The sequence below is a fragment of the Vibrio sp. YYF0003 genome (assembly GCF_036350715.1).
GTDB lineage: Bacteria > Pseudomonadota > Gammaproteobacteria > Enterobacterales > Vibrionaceae > Vibrio > Vibrio natriegens.
In genome coordinates this window covers 464,367-484,352 of sequence record NZ_JAZDWA010000002.1, presented here as the reverse complement: position 1 = coordinate 484,352, position 19,986 = coordinate 464,367, and the positions used below count along the sequence as shown (strand labels likewise).

The following is a 19,986-nucleotide window of genomic DNA, read 5'->3' as shown; positions in this document are numbered from 1 at the left end:
CATGGGTTAGTAACTTATCTTCGGTGAATCAATAAGATAAGTCATGCTCATCGACTACGGACAGTTAGGTGAAAACTAATAACAAAACAAACAATAAGAAAGGAAGTGAGTATGTCTATTTCTCGTCGAGATTTCATGAAAGCAGTTTCTTCGACCGCAGTTACAGCCGGGCTCATTGGCTGTGGTAGTGATAGCTCTGAATTAGTAGTGGGTTCCTTTGATCATGGCGTCGCCAGTGGCGATCCGACTCAAACTCAAGTCATCATCTGGACGCGTGTTACCACGGATGCTGACTATGCTGATGTGACATGGCAAGTTGCCTCAGATGAGGGCTTTTCAGATGTGGTAAAAAGTGGTGTGTTCACTACGGATACCAGTCGTGATTTTACCGTAAAAGTCGATGTTAAAAACCTCAACCCGAATACTCACTATTACTACCGTTTTATGGTTGGTGAGGTGGTAAGCGGAGTCGGAGAGACCAAAACCCTACCGGATGAAAGTATCGAACAGGCATCAATGGCGGTTGTGTCTTGCGCAAATTATCCGGCTGGATATTTCAATGTCTATCGCGAGATTTTAAATCAGCATGAAGAGGCTTCATTTGATGTGGTGCTGCATTTAGGGGACTACATCTATGAATATGGTGCTGGTGGGTATGCCAGTGAAGACGCTGAGACATTAGATCGAGTGGCAAGTAAAGGCACGGAGTGCGTAACGTTAGATGACTACCGAAAACGATACGCCCAATATCGCCAAGATGCTGATCTTCAGGCGTTACATGCGAAATTACCGATGATCGCAGTATGGGATGACCACGAACTCGCGAATGATGCGTGGAAAGAAGGTGCCGAAAACCATCAAGATGACGAAGGCAGTTTTAATGACAGACGCGCAGCGGCAGCGGCGGCGTGGACTGAGTGGTTGCCCGTACGAGAGAATAGCTATTCAAGTATGCTGATCTATCGCCAGTTCTCCTTTGGCAACTTAGTGAACTTGATGATGCTCGATACTCGATTAGTTGGTCGTGATGAGCCATTGGATTACTTTTCGTTAAGTGAACCAAGCATGGAAGCCATTGCAGGCTTGGTCGCTGAGTCACGAAGTGTCGACAGAGAGCTACTTGGCTCTGACCAACTGGCTTGGTTGATGAATGAATTTACGACGAGTAATGCCAAATGGAATGTATTGGGGCAACAGGTTCTGATGTCGAAAATGGAGTTACCAAGCTCAGTTATGACTGCGATGTTCCAATTGTTTACCGCGACCGAAGATCAGCAAGCCGCGGCTTTATTGGCCGTGAATACAGCCATTACCAACTATCTGTCTGACCCAAGTTCAGATCCCGTCTCTTTGCCTTATAACCTCGATGCTTGGGATGGTTACTACGTAGAGCGAGAGAAAGTTTACCAATTAGCGAATGCTAGTGCTGGCAATTTTGTCTGTTTAGCGGGCGATACGCACAATGCATGGGCGAGTGCTTTGCATGACATTTCAGGTACTCCTGTCGGTGTTGAATTTGCAACCAGCTCAGTCAGTTCACCGGGTTTGGAAGCGTATTTAGCCATGGACTCAACAGTAACTGCCCAAATGGAGTTCACTTTGCCGCATTTAGTCTCAGAGCTAAAGTGGACAGATATTAAACAACGGGGCTTTATGCGAGTGACGTTTACGCCTGATAATGCGCAGTCGACTTGGTATTTTGTGTCGACCATTAAATCGAAAGACTATCAGGTCACGACAAAGTCGGCTTCGACGACAGACGGTATTACGTTAAATATTTTTTAACTTGGTTGAGTCACACAAAGAAAAAAGTCCGCATTAATGCGGACTTTCTGTATCAATACACTTCAGTTGGCTATCGAACGTTTTAGTCGATTAACCCGTACTCTTTGCTAAGAACGTCAATGATCTCGGCTTTTGGATTTTCGCTTAGCGTAATTGGCTTACCAGTAATTTTTTCTGCAATACCAATGTAAGTCTTGGAAATGTCCATCAATGAATCAACTGGCAGTTCGTTATCACGAGCCAGTGCTTCACGCTCAGGCATACGCTCTTTGTTCAGCAAGATATCTGGGTCAGGGAAGTGGTTCAGCAGGAACTGACGGAAACCTTCTTTTGAGTTCTCAACGATATTACCTGCTTGGTACTCTTTTGCATCCCAAATACGTGAAGAATCTGGCGTGCCAACTTCATCCATGTAAATCAGTTTTTCGTTGCCTGCTGCATCGTGAACGTAACCAAACTCAAACTTCGTATCGACAAAGATTTGATCAATGGCTTCTAGCGCATTGCTAATGACATTAAAGCCTTCTTTCAATAGCTTTTCGTAAAGTGCAATATCGTCTGCACTAGAGAAGTTAAATGCTTCAAAGTTATCTACGATGTTCTGACGAGTGATGTTTACGTCGTCTGCTTCTGGTACACCCGGGATACCTTTTAAAATGCCTTTGGTTGAAGGTGTCATCAATAACTCTGGTAGAGCTTTGTCTTTTTCCAAACCTTCTGGTAGCTGGATACCACAGAACTCGCGTTCACCATTTGCGTATGCGCGCCACATAGAACCTGTGATGTACTTACGGCAAATCGCTTCGATTTTAACTGGTTTTGCTTTCTGTACGATCCAAACGAACGGGTGAGGAATATCTAAGATGTGGCTGTCAGCCAGGCCGTTGTCTTTAAATAGTTTGAACCAGTGGTTCGAGATCGCGTTTAATGCGGCACCTTTACCAGGCACACCTTTCAGACCGCCTTCTCCATGCCAAATGCAATCAAAAGCTGAAATACGGTCGCTAATCACCATGATCGCCAGAGGCGCGTCAGGGGCAACATCGTATCCTTTTTCTTTGATCAGGCGGGCGCTGTCTTCTTCAGTTAACCAGTAAACTGAACGAACTTTACCGCTGTGAACGGGTTTGTGAGTGCGAATTGGCAGGTCGTCATTGACGGCAAGTACTTGATTAGCAAGGCTCATTGCGACATTCCTATCATCTTAATCAAACGTCATAAAGAGAAGATATTCAGCAAAAGTAAGCAGCTGAATAAATCGAATGTGGGCATCATACCAGAACTATTTTAACTCGCCAGAGAAAAAGCAAACGTTTGCCTTATTTATTAATTCCCTAAGTCGCAGGTAAAAAAATGCCCCCAAGGAATGGAGGCGAGATGCAGGATGGATAACGTCGAACTTGTTAGTGATACTGGTTTACTCTGCCTTCGACGAAAAAGACTTCACACTGATAACGTAGGCCAATATCACGCAGCATAGACTGATTCATCGGCGCTATGTCATTTGATGCGACAACCGCACTGGCGTTACCTGAACGTATCGCTTTAACAACAATTTCGACTTCAGAAAGCTGTTGGGATGGCTTCATCTGAATGACGTTTTTACAACAAATATTGGAAGCAGTGAGCTGGTCAAAGTTGGGACGAGGGCACTCGGACGTAAACAAAATCCATTGTTTCTGCTGAGACAGTACAGCCAGCTTAGAAAGAAGCTGGTTAGAAACATTCATGGGTTGAGTAGCTTGTGCCAGTACATTGTAACGAGAGTATGTTTGAGTTTGACTGTGTAGCTGCATCTTACTGTTCCTTTATACATGCTGTATGTCTATACAGTAGTTTGTTTTAAGGGATCGATCAACTGGTTTTTATGCTTTTTGAAGCAATGCAATTTCGTCGTTTTGTTAGGGATTTTATTTAAAATATTGAAATATAAAGATTTAAATTTTAGATGATATGTTTGGTACGGCTTACGAAATGTGAAGTAACTAACAATATTGGTGGGGCATCAAGGAAAGAAAACTACTGTATATACAGTGGTTATGATCAGTCTATACAGTACTTTTTACTGTGTTTGGCGGGTTATCCTTGGCAGTGGAGGTGAGCAGATAACAAAAAAGCGCCTATGAGGCGCCTTTAGAAATCAGTTCCATTGATTTGAGTTTTCAGCTTGCACGTTGAGACATACGCTCACGCATTTGCAATTCACCTTGGTTGAATAGGCGGACATCGATTTTCGCCATATCGTAACAAGATTGACATGAATTGTGATGTTTACCATCTACATAGTCATGTCGCGTGATAAGAGCTGGTTTCTTACACCAATCACAGGTGCCTTCTTCAGTGAACATTGATTTTTCTCCCCACCTAGAAAAATTAGAGTCTTTAGGTGTTATTTTTCGCAGCGCATTATGACACAAGTAAGTGGGGAAGGTTAAATGTCTGTTAATTATTTTGAGAAGGAAATCGATTGCAGCTCCCTGTTTGTGGGGGCTGAAAGGTTGTGGCTTCTAGTGATTATTGAAAATTCACGCTTTTGTAACATTTTGTGTGATTATTCTAAAAGCTTGATTAAGACGTTTCATCTCTGCCTCACTTCCTTGAGCATCGGGATGGTAAAGCTTGGATAATTGACGATAACGGAGTTTTACGGCTTGAGCTTGTGGAATCGAATTTGGCGTGTAACCAAACACAGCACAGGCAATGGTCAGATCATAGGGAGCGGATTCAGATTTGACTTTCTTAAACTCTCTAAATACCTGCTCCAACTGGCGTTTTAATTGCTTATTGGTGAATTCCAACTCTTTCACTTGCACATCCAGTTGTCGGGTTCTATTTTCTTCATCAACCGATTGAAGTTTACGCTTTTGCTGTTGTTTTCTATACCCAAACCAACCAGCACCCAGCATTAACCCACAGAAACCAATGGCAAGAAACGGCTCGGCGCTAAACCCTTTCGCTTGGTTTATGTCGTCGGATTGCATTGGTTGCGCTTCAGCGGAGCTTTGGTCCAACTCAGTCATTGCCGATACTTGTTTGGCTCTTAACTGATTAAAACGTTGCTCTAGGAAATGGTTGTACGCGATTTCTGCATCTTTGTTTTGCTTTGCAGAAAGTTGATACCACGCTTCGATTAAATCATCGGTGGTGATGTTTTGCTGGTGCTTTTCCAAGAAACTGGCAAGGGCGTAGCCACTATCTGCTGGATCACTCAGTGCGATGGTACTCAGCCAGTAGGCGGCTTGAGGGTAGGATACTGAGCCCGTTAATCCCAAAGTATAATCTTCCGCTAACTGTTTTTGCGCGGGCAGGTAGTCTTGGCTTGCGGATTGTTCTAACCAGTAACGAGTCTCTTCTGGAGACGTTGAGTCTGACTTCATCGCCAGTTTAAATTGGTCTTCCGCTGAAGAAGGGGACTGGGAGGAAAATACGAGACTTGAGAGGCAACTGCTCAAGATAAATAGAAAGACGGTTTTGAAAGCCATTAGTTTGTCAGGCCTAGAAACAATTTCTAGGCCTGCTCCGGTAATTATCCGTAATTACCTAATGGTGCTATCAAATCACTTCAGAGGCAAGATTTGGATTTCAACGCGGCGGTTACAAGCGCGGCCTTCAGTTGTCTGATTTGAACAAAGTGGGTTACGTTCACCATAGCCGCGTGCAATTGCACGTCCAGCTGCCACATTTTGCTGTATCAGGAACTGACGTACCGATTCTGCGCGGTTTTCAGATAGTGACTGGTTGTGTGACTCACTGCCTGTGCTGTCGGTGTAGCCGTCAATCACAAGGCTGGTATCTGGGTATTCAACAAGGATACGAGCAACACCACGAAGCGTGTTGTGGATGCCGTAATCCAATTGGTATGAATCTGACGCAAAGCCAATACCGTTTTCCATACGAAGCAGAAGCTGGTTTTCACCAACACGTTGAACTTGTACACCAGAATTCAGCAATTCTTGACGTAGTGCCGCTTCTTGTTTGTCAAAGTAGTAACCCACGCCAGCACCTGTTGCACCACCAGCAGCTGCGCCGATCAAAGCACGTTGACGACGCTCTTTAGCATTGTCACCTGTTGCTAACCCGATAGCTGCACCAGCAACGGCACCAGTTAAGGCTCCCAGAGTCGTGGAGTTGGTTTCGTATTCACCAGTTGTGGCATTTTGACGTTGAGTGGCTTGACAGCCTGTAAGAGCAAGCACTAGAGCAAGTGCTATAGACAGCTTTTTCAAGGGAAAATCTCCGTATAAAAATGAGGCGAAACGCTGCTTTATAAAATTGAGATATAAATTATTAATCAGCTGTTCTTAAGTTTTGTTAGGTGAAAGTAAGATGGAACCAGAAAATTGTAAGAATTGTCTTACTTAGGCCAAATAAGATCAATGGATTTGCTAAGCCATTGACATATTTGGCCTGATAGAGGAGGTTATTCTGAGTGATTGTTGAGCATTTTACGTGCTTGCTCGCCACCCACCCCGCGGTTCACCGAAACTTTTCGACCCTTCTTCAGACCAACTTCATAGTCTGCAGTGAGGTTTTTCATCGCTTCTTTAAGTTGCTTCTTGAACGTTTCGCGATCGATGTTTTTGAATTCTTTGTCGATATAGTCGTTGATTTTGTTGGCCGACTCTTCATCTGGAGAGATAACAGGGAGCTTTTCAATCGCACCTTCAACCCAACCTGAGACAAACGAGTTCACGCGGCGTGTAACTTCCATTGAAGAAGTACCACTACCCGCAAAACTGTTGCGGAATTGGCCAGTACTTTCGTTCATTTCACGATAGATAATATCGAACGCAAAGGCGGCGAAAATCGCACGGTCCGCTTCACCAATAAACTCAACACGTTTAAGCCCTTTGTGATTCAGCAGTACCGCTTCAACGCCAAATTTGGTGTTGATGCCACGAATCACGCGCAAAATGGTAGAACTTATGTTCGCAGGTAATAGATGGGAAGACTGTGTTTTTCCCATTTTGATGAACTCAATGTCATCTTTGTCCAGACCATACTTCATCATCAGGCGGTGAGCCATCTTGATGGCATTTGCGGCCTCATTGACGTTGGCAGAGTTACCCAGTTCTAAACACTTGGCGATTTTTTTCAGGGCTTTTTGTTTATCCATCGACAACCAATTACTAAAGCAGAAAATTTATGAAGTCAGATATATTACCTTTTTTGACATAAAAACGAAATACAATGCGACGGCTAAAGAAGGAAAACGCCCCGTTGCGAGCCGGAGCGTGTTATTCCTGCATTCTATTCAGAAGGTCAGATTTCTCTGATATGGAGGGACAAAGATGTTGTACGCGGTTACAAGCCCAGTTGGTTTAACAAGTCATTGGCTTCATCTGTTGCAAGTGATTCCTGAGTTTCCTTTTCTGCCATCTTTTTGCGAGTGGCTTCCAGAATATCATCCGGGTTTTCGTCTTCTGCGATTTCAAATTCTTCCAGCTGAATAAACTCGGTTTTATCCATAGCCAGTTCAAGGTAAAAGATGTTGTTATTTGCGGTAGAGAAAGTCACACGGCGCGCCTGAGGGCGATCAAGGTTGGTGTCTACCTGCAAAATAACCTGTTTATTCAGTGACAGCATTTTAGGCTGATTTTGCGTGATGATAGTTTGTAACTCTTTACGGATTTTATTCGTGAAGTCACCCACTAATTGATTCATCAGCTCACCAAGCACATCGGCCACTTCATCGGATGTATGAGAGATGGCCAGTTCTTCTTCGGGCATGCCCATATTACGCATGTAATTGGTGTAGATCTCAAGTGCGGCTTTGGCCGTAAAGTTAATGACAACTAAGCCGGTGAATCCACCATCAAACAAGACAAAACAACCAAAATCTGGCTTAAGGCTGGTTTTGTTGATCTTTTGCACCATGGCGGAATAGTTGACTTGGGAAGAGGTGGCAGAGGTAAGGACGCCAGAAACTGACTGGCAAAGTTTTAGAAGGATATCTTCTGTGGTTACTACTTTATTCTTTTTCATTCTGAAAGCTCATTGAGAAAGGCGATTTTTTTCTCAATGTAAGGCATTAATAGTCAAGAAATAAAGCATAAGTTTCAATATTGTATTGAGATTCTGATTTAATCGCTTTTTCAAATGTTGTAAAGTGATCAAACCCGAAGAAAATCACTCCACTCTAACTCTACTGCCTGTCTCGAGACTCTTTCGAAAAGCAGCTTGAGGATTGAGTAAAATAATTAGATAACCCGCAGCTGATAGGATCAGCGTCGTAGGGGCAGGAAGCAAATGTTACCAAGATTACACTCGCAAACTGACGTCGACCCTCTTGTTCTGATTTTTTTAAAAGAGCTTGAACAAGCTGGATTCACCGGCGATATAGAAAGCCAATACTCAAGCCGACTTGCGGTTTCCACTGACAACAGTGTGTACCAGCAGTTACCTCAGGCTGTTGTTCATCCAAGAACAACGCAAGATGTTGCGCTTATTGGTAAACTGAGCAATAAAGAAAAATACGAGCGAATCACGTTCTCACCTCGCGGTGGCGGTACTGGTACTAATGGGCAGTCCCTAACGAAAGGCATTGTGGTTGACTTATCTCGCCACATGAACAAAGTGCTTGAAATCAATGAGGAAGAAGGCTGGGTACGCGTTCAGACTGGTGTGATTAAAGACCAGTTAAATGATGCAGTACGCCCTTATGGTTATTTTTTCTCACCTGACTTATCCACCAGTAATCGCGCCACTATCGGCGGTATGGTCAACACTGACGCCTCTGGTCAGGGATCATTGAAATACGGCAAAACGTCAGATCATGTCCTCTCACTCCAAGCCGTGTTTGCCGATGGTTCGATTTTAGAGTCTGACTTGTCTCATGGTTATCCTAAAGAGGGCGAGTTTGCCGCAACCGCGCTGAAAGTCACCGAATCCGTCTGTCGTGAAAAGCGTCAACAAATTAACGATAAGTTCCCACCTTTAAACCGTTTCTTGACTGGATACGATCTGAAAAATGCACTTAACGAAGAGGATGATAGCTTCGATATCACCCGCGTTTTGTGTGGCGCAGAGGGTTCACTTGCTTTTATCACCGAAGCGAAGTTAAACCTGACTCGTATTCCTAAAGTTCGCACCTTGGTGAACGTTAAATACAACAGTTTTGATTCAGCATTGCGTAACGCGCCACTGATGGTGCAAGCAAACGCGATGTCGGTAGAAACGGTCGACTCAAAAGTTCTTAACCTCGCGAAACAAGATATAGTTTGGCATACGGTCAGCGATCTCATCACGGATGTACCAGACAAAGAGATGCTTGGTATCAACATGGTGGAATACGCAGGCGAAGATGCTGAGGAGATCGCCTCTCAAGTCGCAGCGTTAACTGCCAAACTTGATACCATGCTCGAAACAGAAGAAGCGGGCATTATTGGCTATCAGGTGTGTAATGATGTGGCGAGCATTGGCCGTATTTACAACATGCGTAAAAAAGCGGTAGGTCTGCTGGGGGCGGCTAAAGGTCGTGCTAAACCGGTACCGTTTGCTGAAGATACGTGCGTCCCACCAGAAAACTTAGCCGATTTTATTGCTGAATTCCGCGAACTGCTTGACGGGAAGTCTCTCAACTACGGTATGTTTGGCCACGTCGATGCGGGCGTATTGCACGTTCGCCCTGCTCTGGATCTGTGCGACCCGCAGCAAGAAGCGCTAATGCATGAACTCTCAGATGAAGTCGTTAAGCTGGTCGCGAAATACGGCGGCTTGATGTGGGGTGAACACGGAAAAGGTTTCCGTTCAGAATACGGCCCGGAATTCTTTGGTGAAGAGCTGTTTACTGAGCTAAGACGCGTAAAAGCGGCGTTTGACCCTCACAACAAGATGAACCCGGGCAAAATCTGTACGCCGTTAGACAGTGATGCAGAGTTGGTAAAAGTAACTGACACCAAACGTGGTTACTTTGATCGTCAGATTGATGTTCAGGTTCGCGACAGCTTCAAGCAAGCGATGGAATGTAACGGTAATGGCCTGTGTTTTAACTACGACACCAGCTCACCAATGTGCCCATCGATGAAAGTCACGGCTGACCGTCGTCACTCTCCTAAAGGTCGTGCAGGCTTAGTGCGTGAGTGGTTACGTCAGTTGACGGAACAAGGAATCGATATTCTCGACCTTGAACAACAAGCATTGGAAAACAAATCGTCGATCAAAACTATGATCGATCGCGTTCGTCATTCAATTAACCGTCGTCATGAATATGATTTCTCTCATGAGGTTTATGAGGCGATGAATGGCTGTCTGGCTTGTAAAGCGTGTGCCAGCCAATGTCCGATTAAAGTGGATGTGCCGAGCTTCCGTTCTCGCTTCTTAAATATCTATCACTCTCGCTACCAGCGTCCTGCAAAAGATTATCTGGTGGCGAACATTGAAACCATGTTACCTCTGATGGCGAAAGCCCCTAGCGTTGTGAACGGTGTCCTGAAGCAATCTTGGGTGAAAAGCCTAACCGCATCGACAGTGGGTTACGTGGATGCGCCTTTGCTGTCTGTACCGACTTTGCAAAAACGTGTTGAATCTCTGACGACCGCTTATGACCTCACCGCGTTGTCTCGATTGTCTTCAGAACAGAAGAGCAAACATGTTCTGATCGTTCAAGATCCGTTTACCAGCTATTACGATGCCGAAGTGGTAGAAGATTTTGTGAAGCTGACAAAAAAACTGGGAATGAATCCGGTTTTACTGCCATTTAAACCAAATGGTAAAGCGCAGCATATCAAAGGCTTTTTACGCCAGTTCTCAGAAACAGCAACGGATACCGCGAAGTTTTTATCTTTGGTTGCCGATCTGGGCATTCCAATGGTGGGTGTTGACCCAGCATTAGTGCTTTGCTACCGAGATGAATACAACGAAGTACTGGGCAACAAGCGCGGTGATTTTGAGGTGCTGACCGCTCATGAATGGCTCTATCCAAGACTGGAAGATTTCGCATCAGTAGAGTCTACTCAGCAAGAACCTTGGTATCTGTTTGCTCACTGTACAGAAAAAACCAAAATGCCAAACGCAGAAAAAGAGTGGGGTGCGATTTTCTCTCACTTTGGTGCGGTGTTAAATACTGTCCCAGTTGGATGCTGTGGTATGGCGGGGACTTTTGGGCACGAGGTTGATAAGGTGACAATGTCGAAAGACATTTACAACCTGAGCTGGAAGCCAAACTTAGATAAGTTGGACAACGAGCGATGTCTCATCACGGGTTACTCTTGTCGAAGTCAGGTAAAACGTTTTGAAGGCACTAAGCCGAAGCATCCGGTTCAGGCGTTGCTGACACTTATTTAATCACTTCAATGAAGAATAAGCCCAGTTCTGCTGGGCTTTTTATCGACTCATCAACTTGAGACTTCAAAGGATTTGAACCTTGAGAAAACTTGAACTTAGAGTGCCACCTGTCGCGGTCTTTTTGCTGGTGGTTTTACTTATGTATTGGCTGAAAGGACTGACGCCGACATTTAAGATCACAGTCCCTTTTGTCGAATTTGTTGTTGCTGCTTTAACGCTGTTATCGGGCTTTATTGGCATTGCCGGCGTTTATGAATTTCGTAAAGCGAAGACAACGGTCAATCCAGTTAAGCCTGAGTCTGCGTCATCTGTCGTAAATACTGGTGTCTTCGCCTATACCCGAAACCCGATGTATGTGGCTCTGTTGCTGCTTATTATCGCTCTGGGTTTGTGGTGGCAGCACCTTAGCGTCATCCCTTGTGGTGCTCTGTTTATCTCCTATATGAATCGTTACCAAATTAAGCCTGAAGAGCACGTGTTAGAAAGGCTGTTTGGTGAAGATTACCTGAAATACAAAAACCGGGTACGTCGCTGGATATAAGCGCAGATCGTTTCGCTATGTTCTAAAGGCGATTTAATTTTGGCCTAAATAGCACCTGGTGGTCTTTGAGCGAAGTCTTCTACCACGAAATCGATAAGTGCCCGGACTTTTCGCGGTATTACGTTGCCTTCTAAATAGACCGCGTTAATCGGGTGCTTATTCATGCTGTATTCGTCGAGGAGTTGTACCAGCCTTCCACTTTCAAGATCATGGTGTAAAACGAAATCTGGACAAATCGCTATCCCTCGTCCATCTATCGCCCAATCTTTTGCGATGCGAGCACTGTTCACCATCAGGTTCCTCTCAGGTACGACGGCGGTTTCTTGTTTGCCGCGATAGAATAACCACTTGTTGTGACCTCTTCGGTTGGTATCGATAATACAGAAATGATCCTTGAGTTCTTGCGGTGTATTTGGTGTCCCTCGTTGCTTCAGGTATTCAGGCGAGGCGACGACGCAACTGGTGATTTCCCCAAGCTTCCTTACTTTGAGTGTCGCTGTGTCTGGCAGTCCGATACGAAACGCTAAATCAATGCCTTCTGTGGCTAAGTCTACGTAGGAATCACTCAAACGTAGATCAATCGATAGCTGAGGATGAAGGGCAGAAAAGCGACTCAACAACCCGGTGATGTAAATCTCTCCAAAAGTTAGTGGGGCAGAAACACGCAGCACCCCCGTCAATCCTTTGGATTCTTCAGATATTGCGCCAAGCAGGTCATCAAGTTCGTCTAACAGTGTAGGGGCCCGAGCAAGCAACGCCTGACCTGTGGGAGTGAGGCCAACTTTCCGAGTCGTTCTCTGTAATAACTGTGCACCAATCTTTTCCTCTAACTGAGCGACATATTTAGAAGTGATTCGGTTAGATACGCCGAGCCTTTGTGCTGCTTCTGTAAAAGACCCTGTTTGTGCGGTGGCGACAAATGCTTTTAAACCATCAACCAAGTCCATCTTAATACCCCAATATTAGGAACGTTTTGTTGAATATCATTCTACATAATCGTCATTGTATTGAAAGTTTGCTGCGTACATAATTTCTCCATACCAAGTTAAAACGAACCACAATGTTGTGGTACTGACAAATTAAGGGAAAAGCGATGAGCGTTATGTCCTCACTTCAAAATCTGAAAAACAGATTTAAAGCTTCACCAAGAATGCCGGTGGTATTCCTTGGTCATGGCTCCCCAATGAACGTCATTGAGGATAATGAATTCACACGCAGTTGGGTGGAACTGGGACGTACATTGCCAAAACCTCAAGCGATACTAGTGGTTTCTGCGCACTGGATGACTCAAGGTAGTACGTTGGTCGACGTATCTGCATTACCTCGTACCATTCATGACTTTTACGGTTTCCCAGATGCGTTATACGAGAAGCAATATCCGGCGAAAGGGCATCCAGAGCTCGCTAAAGAAGTCGCTGCGCTATTGTCAGATCATCATGTACATACCGATGACACTTGGGGACTCGATCATGGTGCATGGTCAGTGTTGAACTCACTGTTCCCGGCTGCTGATGTGCCAGTGTTTCAATTATCCATAGATATCACCAAAGACATGAACTGGCACTTAAGCATCGGTAAAAAGCTCTCTGAACTGCGCGATCGAGGTGTGTTGATTCTTGGCTCGGGCAATATCGTTCATAACCTGAGAGCCTTGCAGTTTGATGGCAAGCCACACGATTGGGCGATTGAATTTGATCAGTATGTCGCTGACCAACTGAATAACCGTGACTTTAAATCGTTAGCCGATGTTGCTTCTATGGGCAGCCTATTGCGAATGGCTAACCCGACACTCGAGCATTACGCGCCAGCATTGACGATCGCTGGAGCATCAAATTTGAAAGATGAACTCATTTATACCTCACAAGGTGTCGAGCTAGGTTCAATCTCAATGCGCTCATTCGTTTTCAACGGCGCTTAAAATTAGGGGATTAAAGTATGTTAGTGAATGGCAAATGGACAGAAAACTGGAAAGCGTTACAAAAAGCGGATGATAAGGGACGCTTTGTTCGACAGGTCTCCGAGTTTCGTAACTGGATTACTCCGGATGGTAGCCCGGGTCCTACAGGAACTGGGGGATTTAAAGCAGAGCCAGGACGTTACCGTCTATATGTCGCATTAATTTGTCCTTGGGCATCGCGCACATTGATCGCACGTAAACTGAAAGGGTTGGAAGATATTATTCCTGTCACCGTGGTCAATCCTCAAATGACATCACAAGGGTGGGCATTTGGTGGCTACGATGGTGCTGATACCGATCCGCTGTTTTCATCGCAGTACATGCATGAGATATATACGCGTGCGAACCCGACTTACACTGGGCGTGCAACGGTACCCGTGTTGTGGGACATGAAACAAAATGTACTGGTGAACAACGAAAGTGCGGATATTCTGCGAATGCTGGATACGGCTTTTGAAGAGATTGTTCCATCGGATATCAGGCTGTATCCAGAGGCGTTTTCTGCTGAGATTGAAGAACTTAACCCACGTATCTACAACGATCTCAACAATGGTGTTTATAAGGCTGGCTTTACTCAGTCCCAAGATGCTTATAAAGAAGCGGTAAACAAAGTATTTGATATGTTGGACGAGTTGGAACTGCGTTTGGAAGGACAAGATTATCTGGTTGGTAATCAACTAACAGAAACGGACATCCGTACCTTTGTTACTTTGATTCGTTTTGATGCGGCATATCACGGCTTATTCAAAACCAATCGCAAGCAAATTGCAGATTATCCGAACCTTTCCAGCTACATGGAACGCATACTCAATCTTCCGGGTGTGGTAGATACGGTCAGTATCGATCACATTACAGCGGGTTATTACTCGATAAAAGAGCTAAATCCAGCGGGAATTCGCCCAACCGGACCTGCCTATATTGAGGCAATGATTCAGTCAGCAAGAAACGCGAATAAGACGGGCTAAAAAAATAGCGGTAACGCATTAAGTCGTTACCGCTAGAATTTGGTGTCTTAGGAGTATGAGGCAGTAATTACGCTGCCTCAACGAACTTTGCTAAGAATGCGTCCTTACGCTCATGGAAGCGCGTGACCAAATCATCAACAGCTTCTTGGTCGTAAGGTTTCAAACCACTTGCAACCATACGCTTAATACCGTTACCGACAACTTCACCATCTTCTTTGAACGCGAAGTTCAATGTCACTACGCCACGCTTGCCGTCTACATCGAAAGTTGCGCCTGTAAATTCTACTTCCGGATGGGTTAGATCCAGACGAGAGAACTCAACTTCCATACTTTCGTAAATTACTAATGGGCGTTGGCAGTTGATCATCATTTGCTGCTCTTCCATAAGAGGAACCATGATGTGAGGGAAGTTCATGCCAGAAAACTGAACGTAATTCGTCACTACATGTTCAATAAATGCTGGGTCGCGGTTGGTTTCACCTTCGCGAGACATGTGCAAATATTCTTTGCCAGCTGCATCAACAACTGCACTTTCTTTCTCACACTTATTCTCAATATGAAGCGCAACGCCGTCATTTACCATGCCAGAGAAGTTGAAACGCATTTTTTGGCTGATGCCTTCTTTGCTTAGCAGTACGGCAAACAGTAGATCGCCAGGTACACAGAAGCGTTTGTTGTCTTCATCATGGATTGGGTTGTAATCGCCAGCTACGCGCTTCGCAAAGTGACTTGCCTGCTCGCGAGTGAACTGAAACTGGTGCTCATTGTTAGAAAAATAAGGTGTTAGAAACATAATTTTTACGTAGTAACCAAAACTGTAAGGGATTATATGCGAAACACTGACGGGCAATGGTCCATCCAGTGAGATTTCATCGTATCTTCACCATGATATGATCATCGAAAGATAAATGTTTAAAAACGCACACTTGAATTACTTTTAATACCTTTAAAGCCAGAGACCTCAGTGTTCATGACACGGCGATATCTAGGTATTCACTTATATGATAGAAGTATAGACACAAAAAGGCCCCACACTTTAGGTAGAGCCTTTTAAATACTGCATTAATGAAAGAAGTTTAAATAATAACTGGAGTTACTTCTCTGCCATCGCATTGGCAATGTCCCAACATAAACGAGCCGCTAAGCGTGCCGTTTGGCTATCGATATCATAATTTGGGTTGTACTCGGCAATATCGGCCAGCATCAACTTGTTTTTACAATGAAGAATACGCTCTAAGAATGGCGCAATCGTATCGTAACTCACGCCACGAGCAGCTGGCGCACTCACACCAGGAGCCGTTGCCGCTGGAAATACGTCCAAGTCAATCGTCAGATACAGGTAATCACAATCGTCGATAAAATGCTGCAGTTGCGTCAGATGGTAGCTGAGGTTCAAATAACTAAGCTGATGATCTTCTACGTACCACACATTTAAGTCATCCGCTTTTTGGAATAGAGCCTGAGTATTGCTGCTGCGACTCACCCCTAAACACGCATAGTGGAATGCCCAGTCATTGCGCTGGCAAAAGTGATGAATTTGATTAAATGGGGTACCGGAGCTTGGCTTCACATCGGCTACCTGGCTTTCGAAAGCACGCAGGTCGAAGTGCGCGTCGAAATTGATAATGCCAATTTTCGGCTTTTTATCCGGATGATGTGACTTAAAGTACTCCGCAAGTCCGGAAAATGAGGCCCATGCAATTTCGTGCCCGCCGCCCAACACAATGACTGGCGTGTGGGGAAGTGCTTGAGCAATGGTACTTGCACAACGAGCCTGACTTTCTTCCAACAAATCGTCTTCACATACCACCGTTCCGAGATCGTAAATTGGGGCATCTTTGTGCCAAGCAAGATTTGCCAGTGCTCGACGGATTAAATCAGGCGATTTCTTCGCTCCGACGCGGCCTTTGTTTCTTGCTACGCCAGCATCGGTAGCAAAGCCTAATATTGAAACGCCTTGCGCCACTTTTTCCAGCTCGTGAGCTGGCTGATGTTGGACAACATGGTGGATACGTTGGCCAAGCTTACCATCTTCGGCATCATGACGACCTTGCCAGTGAAATAGCGGGTTATGTAAATCGGATTGAGACATCTTAAAGGCCTCCATGTGCAATGTATTCACCATTTACTATACGACCTACCAGACGTTTTGCACCGACTTGGTAGCTAAGGTCTGCTGGATGGTCGATATCCCAAATCGAGAAATCGGCATCAAAGCCAACTTTTATCGCTCCTCGAGACTCTTCGTAGCCCAATGCTTTTGCTGCATGTTGGGTTGTACCTCGTAGTGCTTCTTGAGGCGTCAGACGGAATAGGGTACACGCCATGTTCATCATCAGGGTCATATCGGAAAATGGTGATGTACCTGGGTTAACATCAGTTGCGATCGCCATCGGTACGTGATGCTTTCTCAGTAACTCAATCGGTGGCAGTTGCGTTTCACGCAAAAAGTAGAATGCACCGGGCAGTAAGGTTGCGACCGTTTCTGATTTTGACAGCGCAATAACACCTTCTTCATCGAGGAACTCAATGTGATCGGCAGAGAGGCCGTTGTACTGTGCAGTAAGCGCGGTGCCACCAAGGTTAGATAACTGCTCTGTGTGGCCTTTTACTTTTAAGCCGTGTTGTTTTGCTGTGGCAAACACTTTTTCTGTCTGCTCTAGGTTAAAGCCGATAGATTCACAAAAAACATCGACGCTGGTGGCGAGCTTTTCTTCTGCAACGAGTGGGATGATGTCCTGACAAATATGTTCAATATAGTCATCCGCGCGACCAGCAAACTCTGGTGGTAGTGCATGCGCAGCAAGCAGCGTAGTAGTTATCTTAACCTTTCGTTCTTGCTCTAGTGCTTTTGCTGCACGCAACATTTTGAGTTCGTCATTGAGCGTTAGCCCGTAGCCTGATTTCACTTCTATTGAAGTCACGCCACTAGCGAGCAGTCCGTCTAGACGAGGAAGTGCGAGTTCGACGAGTTGCTCCTCAGTGGCCGCTCTTGTTGCTTTTACGGTAGAGAGAATACCACCGCCTTGTTGAGCGATCTCCTGATACGGCACACCGTTTAAACGCATCTCGAATTCGTTCGCGCGATTGCCTGCATAAACAAGGTGAGTATGGCAATCAATTAAACCCGGCATCATCAGTTTGCCTTGCAGATCGAAACTTTGAGGGTAGAGCTGTGGATCTAGCTGTGACTCGATCTGAGGGTCGTCCTCACCAAAGGCACGAGTACTGATGGCGACGATTTTCCCAGATTGAATCCCGACACGCGCAGGTGATGTAGGCAGATATCCTGCTTCCCCTTGCGTCATAGTGACCAGACGCGCATTTTCAATCAGCAAGTCCATTTTTATATCCTATTTGGTTTGTAGTTTTAAATGTATATACAAATATGTATAACAAGAAAGTATCGATGACAAGATTGATGTTGTAAAGGTGTGATCGAAGAGTAGGAGGATTGTTATTCCCACTCGTTTAAATCAGTACTTTGGAACTCAGTTTGTATTTATTCCCTGGATGGTAAAGTAAAGCCGTGCTGACCAATTTATCCTGGCTCCAGGTTCTTCGGTTTAGGAGAAGACAAGGCTCGTTAGATGACATATTGAGATCAAGCTTTATGCGGTTGTCAGGAACGATAGCCTCCACAGTGTGTTCGATGGCACTGAGCGGGCAGTTGTCTGACAAAAACTGATTAGGCGTGATATGAGTAAAGTCTTGGTCCAGGTAGCTTGGCGCATATTGGCTGTTGACCCAGCGCAGTTCCAACTGAATTGGCGTGCTGTCTTCGTAGTGGATAATTTCACTGTAGAATACGGTGGTGCCCAGCATCACGCCAAGTTTTGTTGCGATGGTCGCATCGGCTTTAATCGCGACCTGTTTTAGAACCTTGCTGCGATACTCACGGCCGCGGTCCCTCACTTCTGCAGCAATATTGCGGATGTCTAGCAATGGTGACTCCGATTTCTCAACCGGATCACAGACAAATGTGCCAAGCCGCGGGCGACGTTGAAGCCTGCCTTCATTCACGAGATCTCGAATCGCTTTGTTCACGGTCATTCTACTGACTTCAAATTGTTCCGTTAATTCGAACTCAGTGGCGATACGTTGTCCGGTCATCCACTCTCCGGTTTCAATTTTATCGAGGATAAATTGCTTAATTTGCATGTAGAGTGGCGCAGACATAATGAGCTCCTTTAATTGACTATACAAATAGTGCTCAATTTGAGGAAAAATAGCAAACAGTTCTCTCCAACGGGTATCAATATGGCTGGTTTAGTCACAGCATTGCGTGAGTGACTCTGATGCTGAATGTTGGAGCCGCGTGGTTATTTTTCATCGATAAGGGAAATAGCCCGAATTCTTGTTGTCTATACCCAAATAACCTCGAGATGTTTGGTTCAGCGAGAATGACTTGGCTCTCAGACGCGGCAACGATTTGAAGATCTAGTGGTTCTAAATCAAAAATCGTTAACAAAGGCTGTGAGTCAAGACAACTCGCCCTTCGGGAGCGTGTCACTGACACAATTTCTGCGTCAAATAACTTGGAAAGAGCTTGCTATTCCGCTTCATTATTTTCCTTGAACTAGTATCAGTGACAACGCTCTGAATCCTGCATCTTGAAGTCATTTGGGTATATAACTTGAAGCGCACGAAGCAATTGTGTAAATAGTTCACAATCAAAATAAAAATGATAGAGACGTAAGGGAAGAAATGTTTAAAAAGTTAAAAGCATCATTAGGTATTGGTTCGGCAAAAGTGGATACCATTTTGGACGAGATGAGTGTTTACCAGGGTTCAACGCTTACAGGGTATGTCCAAATTATTGGTGGCGATGTAGAACAGCGCATTGACGCAATCACCATTAAACTGAATACGGAAATGAAAGTAGAAGTGGATGACAGCGTCAGATATGAGACGTTTACGCTTGATCAGCTGAAAGCTGTTGAGCCTTTTGTGATTCAAGCCAATGAAGAAAAGCAAGTACCGTTTCAATTGAAGTTACATGATGAAACACCCATTACTCTGGTCAACGCATTAAAAAATCAGTGCCACGTTTGGTTAGAAACAACCTTAGATATTGACTTCGCGATGGACCCGCGTGACCGCGACTATATTGAAGTTAAGCCACTGCCAGTGGTATCACGAGTCATTCAGTCGATCGAACAAGCCGGATTTTCAATGGTGAAAGCGGATGTTGAAAAAGGTTTCTTGCGCGGCGGTTCTTTCTCTTCTCGCTCAGGTATCTATCAGGAATTGGAGTTCCGTAACAACGGTTTCATCTCTTCGAAAGAAATTGAACTTTCCTTCATTTTAGGCGGGCAAGTCATCCACTGTTTAGCAGAAATCGACCGTTCGCTCAGTTTGTCTGGCGATCAGTATCGTTCATTTACTTTGCCAATCAGTGCGACAGATGCTCAAGTCGCCGCAGCGATTGCTCCAACTTTAAGTTTATAATT

The 19,986-nt window shown here is 44.9% G+C and carries 18 protein-coding genes; 6 read left to right on the top strand and 12 right to left on the bottom strand.

Going from position 1 to position 19,986, the window contains the following annotated elements; translation table 11 throughout:
* Positions 1-111 precede the first annotated feature (111 nt).
* Positions 112-1,785, top strand: coding sequence for an alkaline phosphatase D family protein (locus V1U08_RS08735; protein WP_330470426.1), 1,674 nt, complete (start codon positions 112-114; stop codon positions 1,783-1,785).
* Positions 1,786-1,867: 82 nt separating this feature from the next.
* Here the strand turns inward: V1U08_RS08735 and V1U08_RS08730 are convergent, their stop codons facing one another.
* The 7 genes from V1U08_RS08730 to V1U08_RS08700 form a co-directional block, all read right to left on the bottom strand.
* Positions 1,868-2,971 carry a phosphoribosylaminoimidazolesuccinocarboxamide synthase gene (locus tag V1U08_RS08730; RefSeq protein WP_065296701.1) on the bottom strand — a complete coding sequence of 368 codons (1,104 nt, stop codon included), beginning with the start codon at positions 2,969-2,971 and terminating at the stop codon, positions 1,868-1,870.
* Between the two features lie 217 nt (positions 2,972-3,188).
* A complete protein-coding gene (locus tag V1U08_RS08725; RefSeq protein ID WP_014231594.1) occupies positions 3,189-3,581 on the bottom strand; it encodes a SulA-like leucine-rich domain-containing protein in 393 nt (130 codons plus the stop codon).
* Positions 3,582-3,947: 366 nt separating this feature from the next.
* Positions 3,948-4,133 carry a hypothetical protein gene (locus V1U08_RS08720; protein ID WP_014231595.1) on the bottom strand — a complete coding sequence of 62 codons (186 nt, stop codon included), beginning with the start codon at positions 4,131-4,133 and terminating at the stop codon, positions 3,948-3,950.
* Between the two features lie 177 nt (positions 4,134-4,310).
* Positions 4,311-5,267 carry a J domain-containing protein gene (locus tag V1U08_RS08715; RefSeq protein WP_330470425.1) on the bottom strand — a complete coding sequence of 319 codons (957 nt, stop codon included), beginning with the start codon at positions 5,265-5,267 and terminating at the stop codon, positions 4,311-4,313.
* 75 nt (positions 5,268-5,342) lie between these two features.
* A complete protein-coding gene (locus V1U08_RS08710; protein WP_014231597.1) occupies positions 5,343-6,011 on the bottom strand; it encodes an OmpA family lipoprotein in 669 nt (222 codons plus the stop codon).
* Between the two features lie 194 nt (positions 6,012-6,205).
* Positions 6,206-6,901, bottom strand: a complete 696-nt coding sequence (locus V1U08_RS08705; RefSeq protein ID WP_014231598.1) for a DUF2786 domain-containing protein — start codon at positions 6,899-6,901, stop codon at positions 6,206-6,208.
* Between the two features lie 188 nt (positions 6,902-7,089).
* Positions 7,090-7,770 carry a DUF3334 family protein gene (locus V1U08_RS08700; protein WP_020333023.1) on the bottom strand — a complete coding sequence of 227 codons (681 nt, stop codon included), beginning with the start codon at positions 7,768-7,770 and terminating at the stop codon, positions 7,090-7,092.
* Between the two features lie 264 nt (positions 7,771-8,034).
* Between V1U08_RS08700 and ydiJ the strand changes: the two genes are divergently transcribed.
* Both ydiJ and V1U08_RS08690 read left to right on the top strand, forming a co-directional pair.
* A complete protein-coding gene (gene ydiJ / locus V1U08_RS08695) occupies positions 8,035-11,070 on the top strand; it encodes a D-2-hydroxyglutarate dehydrogenase YdiJ (protein WP_330470424.1) in 3,036 nt (1,011 codons plus the stop codon).
* A 79-nt stretch (positions 11,071-11,149) separates the two neighbouring features.
* Positions 11,150-11,611, top strand: coding sequence for a methyltransferase family protein (locus V1U08_RS08690; protein WP_014231601.1), 462 nt, complete (start codon positions 11,150-11,152; stop codon positions 11,609-11,611).
* A 44-nt stretch (positions 11,612-11,655) separates the two neighbouring features.
* Here V1U08_RS08690 and V1U08_RS08685 read toward each other — a convergent pair whose 3' ends face one another.
* Complete coding sequence (locus tag V1U08_RS08685) at positions 11,656-12,558, bottom strand: LysR family transcriptional regulator (RefSeq protein WP_330470423.1); 903 nt, start codon at positions 12,556-12,558, stop codon at positions 11,656-11,658.
* Between the two features lie 146 nt (positions 12,559-12,704).
* On the opposite strand from V1U08_RS08685, the gene ygiD reads away from it, so the two are divergent.
* A complete protein-coding gene (gene ygiD / locus V1U08_RS08680) occupies positions 12,705-13,529 on the top strand; it encodes a 4,5-DOPA dioxygenase extradiol (protein ID WP_330470422.1) in 825 nt (274 codons plus the stop codon).
* A 17-nt stretch (positions 13,530-13,546) separates the two neighbouring features.
* Complete coding sequence (locus V1U08_RS08675) at positions 13,547-14,533, top strand: glutathione S-transferase family protein (RefSeq protein ID WP_330470421.1); 987 nt, start codon at positions 13,547-13,549, stop codon at positions 14,531-14,533.
* Positions 14,534-14,600: 67 nt separating this feature from the next.
* Here V1U08_RS08675 and V1U08_RS08670 read toward each other — a convergent pair whose 3' ends face one another.
* The 4 genes from V1U08_RS08670 to hutC all read right to left on the bottom strand — a co-directional run bounded on the left by V1U08_RS08670 (position 14,601) and on the right by hutC (position 18,712).
* A complete protein-coding gene (locus V1U08_RS08670) occupies positions 14,601-15,326 on the bottom strand; it encodes a DUF3581 domain-containing protein (protein ID WP_014231605.1) in 726 nt (241 codons plus the stop codon).
* Between the two features lie 300 nt (positions 15,327-15,626).
* A complete protein-coding gene (hutG, locus tag V1U08_RS08665; RefSeq protein ID WP_330470420.1) occupies positions 15,627-16,625 on the bottom strand; it encodes a formimidoylglutamase in 999 nt (332 codons plus the stop codon).
* 1 nt (position 16,626) lies between these two features.
* A complete protein-coding gene (gene hutI, locus V1U08_RS08660; RefSeq protein WP_330470419.1) occupies positions 16,627-17,877 on the bottom strand; it encodes an imidazolonepropionase in 1,251 nt (416 codons plus the stop codon).
* Positions 17,878-18,004: 127 nt separating this feature from the next.
* The gene (gene hutC / locus V1U08_RS08655) at positions 18,005-18,712 is read right to left on the bottom strand and encodes a histidine utilization repressor (protein WP_020333030.1); all 708 of its coding nucleotides are present in this window, start codon (positions 18,710-18,712) and stop codon (positions 18,005-18,007) included.
* Between the two features lie 528 nt (positions 18,713-19,240).
* Here hutC and V1U08_RS08650 point away from each other — a divergent pair.
* A complete protein-coding gene (locus tag V1U08_RS08650) occupies positions 19,241-19,984 on the top strand; it encodes a sporulation protein (RefSeq protein ID WP_330470418.1) in 744 nt (247 codons plus the stop codon).
* Positions 19,985-19,986 lie beyond the last annotated feature (2 nt).

Bases quoted from the DNA above. Each gene is read 5' to 3' on its own strand.
- V1U08_RS08735 (WP_330470426.1), top strand. From the start codon at position 112: ATGTCTATTTCTCGTCGAGATTTCATGAAAGCAGTTTCTTCGACCGCA.
- V1U08_RS08730 (WP_065296701.1), bottom strand. From the start codon at position 2,971: ATGAGCCTTGCTAATCAAGTACTTGCCGTCAATGACGACCTGCCAATT.
- V1U08_RS08725 (WP_014231594.1), bottom strand. From the start codon at position 3,581: ATGCAGCTACACAGTCAAACTCAAACATACTCTCGTTACAATGTACTG.
- V1U08_RS08720 (WP_014231595.1), bottom strand. From the start codon at position 4,133: ATGTTCACTGAAGAAGGCACCTGTGATTGGTGTAAGAAACCAGCTCTT.
- V1U08_RS08715 (WP_330470425.1), bottom strand. From the start codon at position 5,267: ATGGCTTTCAAAACCGTCTTTCTATTTATCTTGAGCAGTTGCCTCTCA.
- V1U08_RS08705 (WP_014231598.1), bottom strand. From the start codon at position 6,901: ATGGATAAACAAAAAGCCCTGAAAAAAATCGCCAAGTGTTTAGAACTG.
- V1U08_RS08700 (WP_020333023.1), bottom strand. From the start codon at position 7,770: ATGAAAAAGAATAAAGTAGTAACCACAGAAGATATCCTTCTAAAACTT.
- ydiJ (WP_330470424.1), top strand. From the start codon at position 8,035: ATGTTACCAAGATTACACTCGCAAACTGACGTCGACCCTCTTGTTCTG.
- V1U08_RS08685 (WP_330470423.1), bottom strand. From the start codon at position 12,558: ATGGACTTGGTTGATGGTTTAAAAGCATTTGTCGCCACCGCACAAACA.
- ygiD (WP_330470422.1), top strand. From the start codon at position 12,705: ATGAGCGTTATGTCCTCACTTCAAAATCTGAAAAACAGATTTAAAGCT.
- V1U08_RS08675 (WP_330470421.1), top strand. From the start codon at position 13,547: ATGTTAGTGAATGGCAAATGGACAGAAAACTGGAAAGCGTTACAAAAA.
- V1U08_RS08670 (WP_014231605.1), bottom strand. From the start codon at position 15,326: ATGTTTCTAACACCTTATTTTTCTAACAATGAGCACCAGTTTCAGTTC.
- hutG (WP_330470420.1), bottom strand. From the start codon at position 16,625: ATGTCTCAATCCGATTTACATAACCCGCTATTTCACTGGCAAGGTCGT.
- hutI (WP_330470419.1), bottom strand. From the start codon at position 17,877: ATGGACTTGCTGATTGAAAATGCGCGTCTGGTCACTATGACGCAAGGG.
- hutC (WP_020333030.1), bottom strand. From the start codon at position 18,712: ATGTCTGCGCCACTCTACATGCAAATTAAGCAATTTATCCTCGATAAA.
- V1U08_RS08650 (WP_330470418.1), top strand. From the start codon at position 19,241: ATGTTTAAAAAGTTAAAAGCATCATTAGGTATTGGTTCGGCAAAAGTG.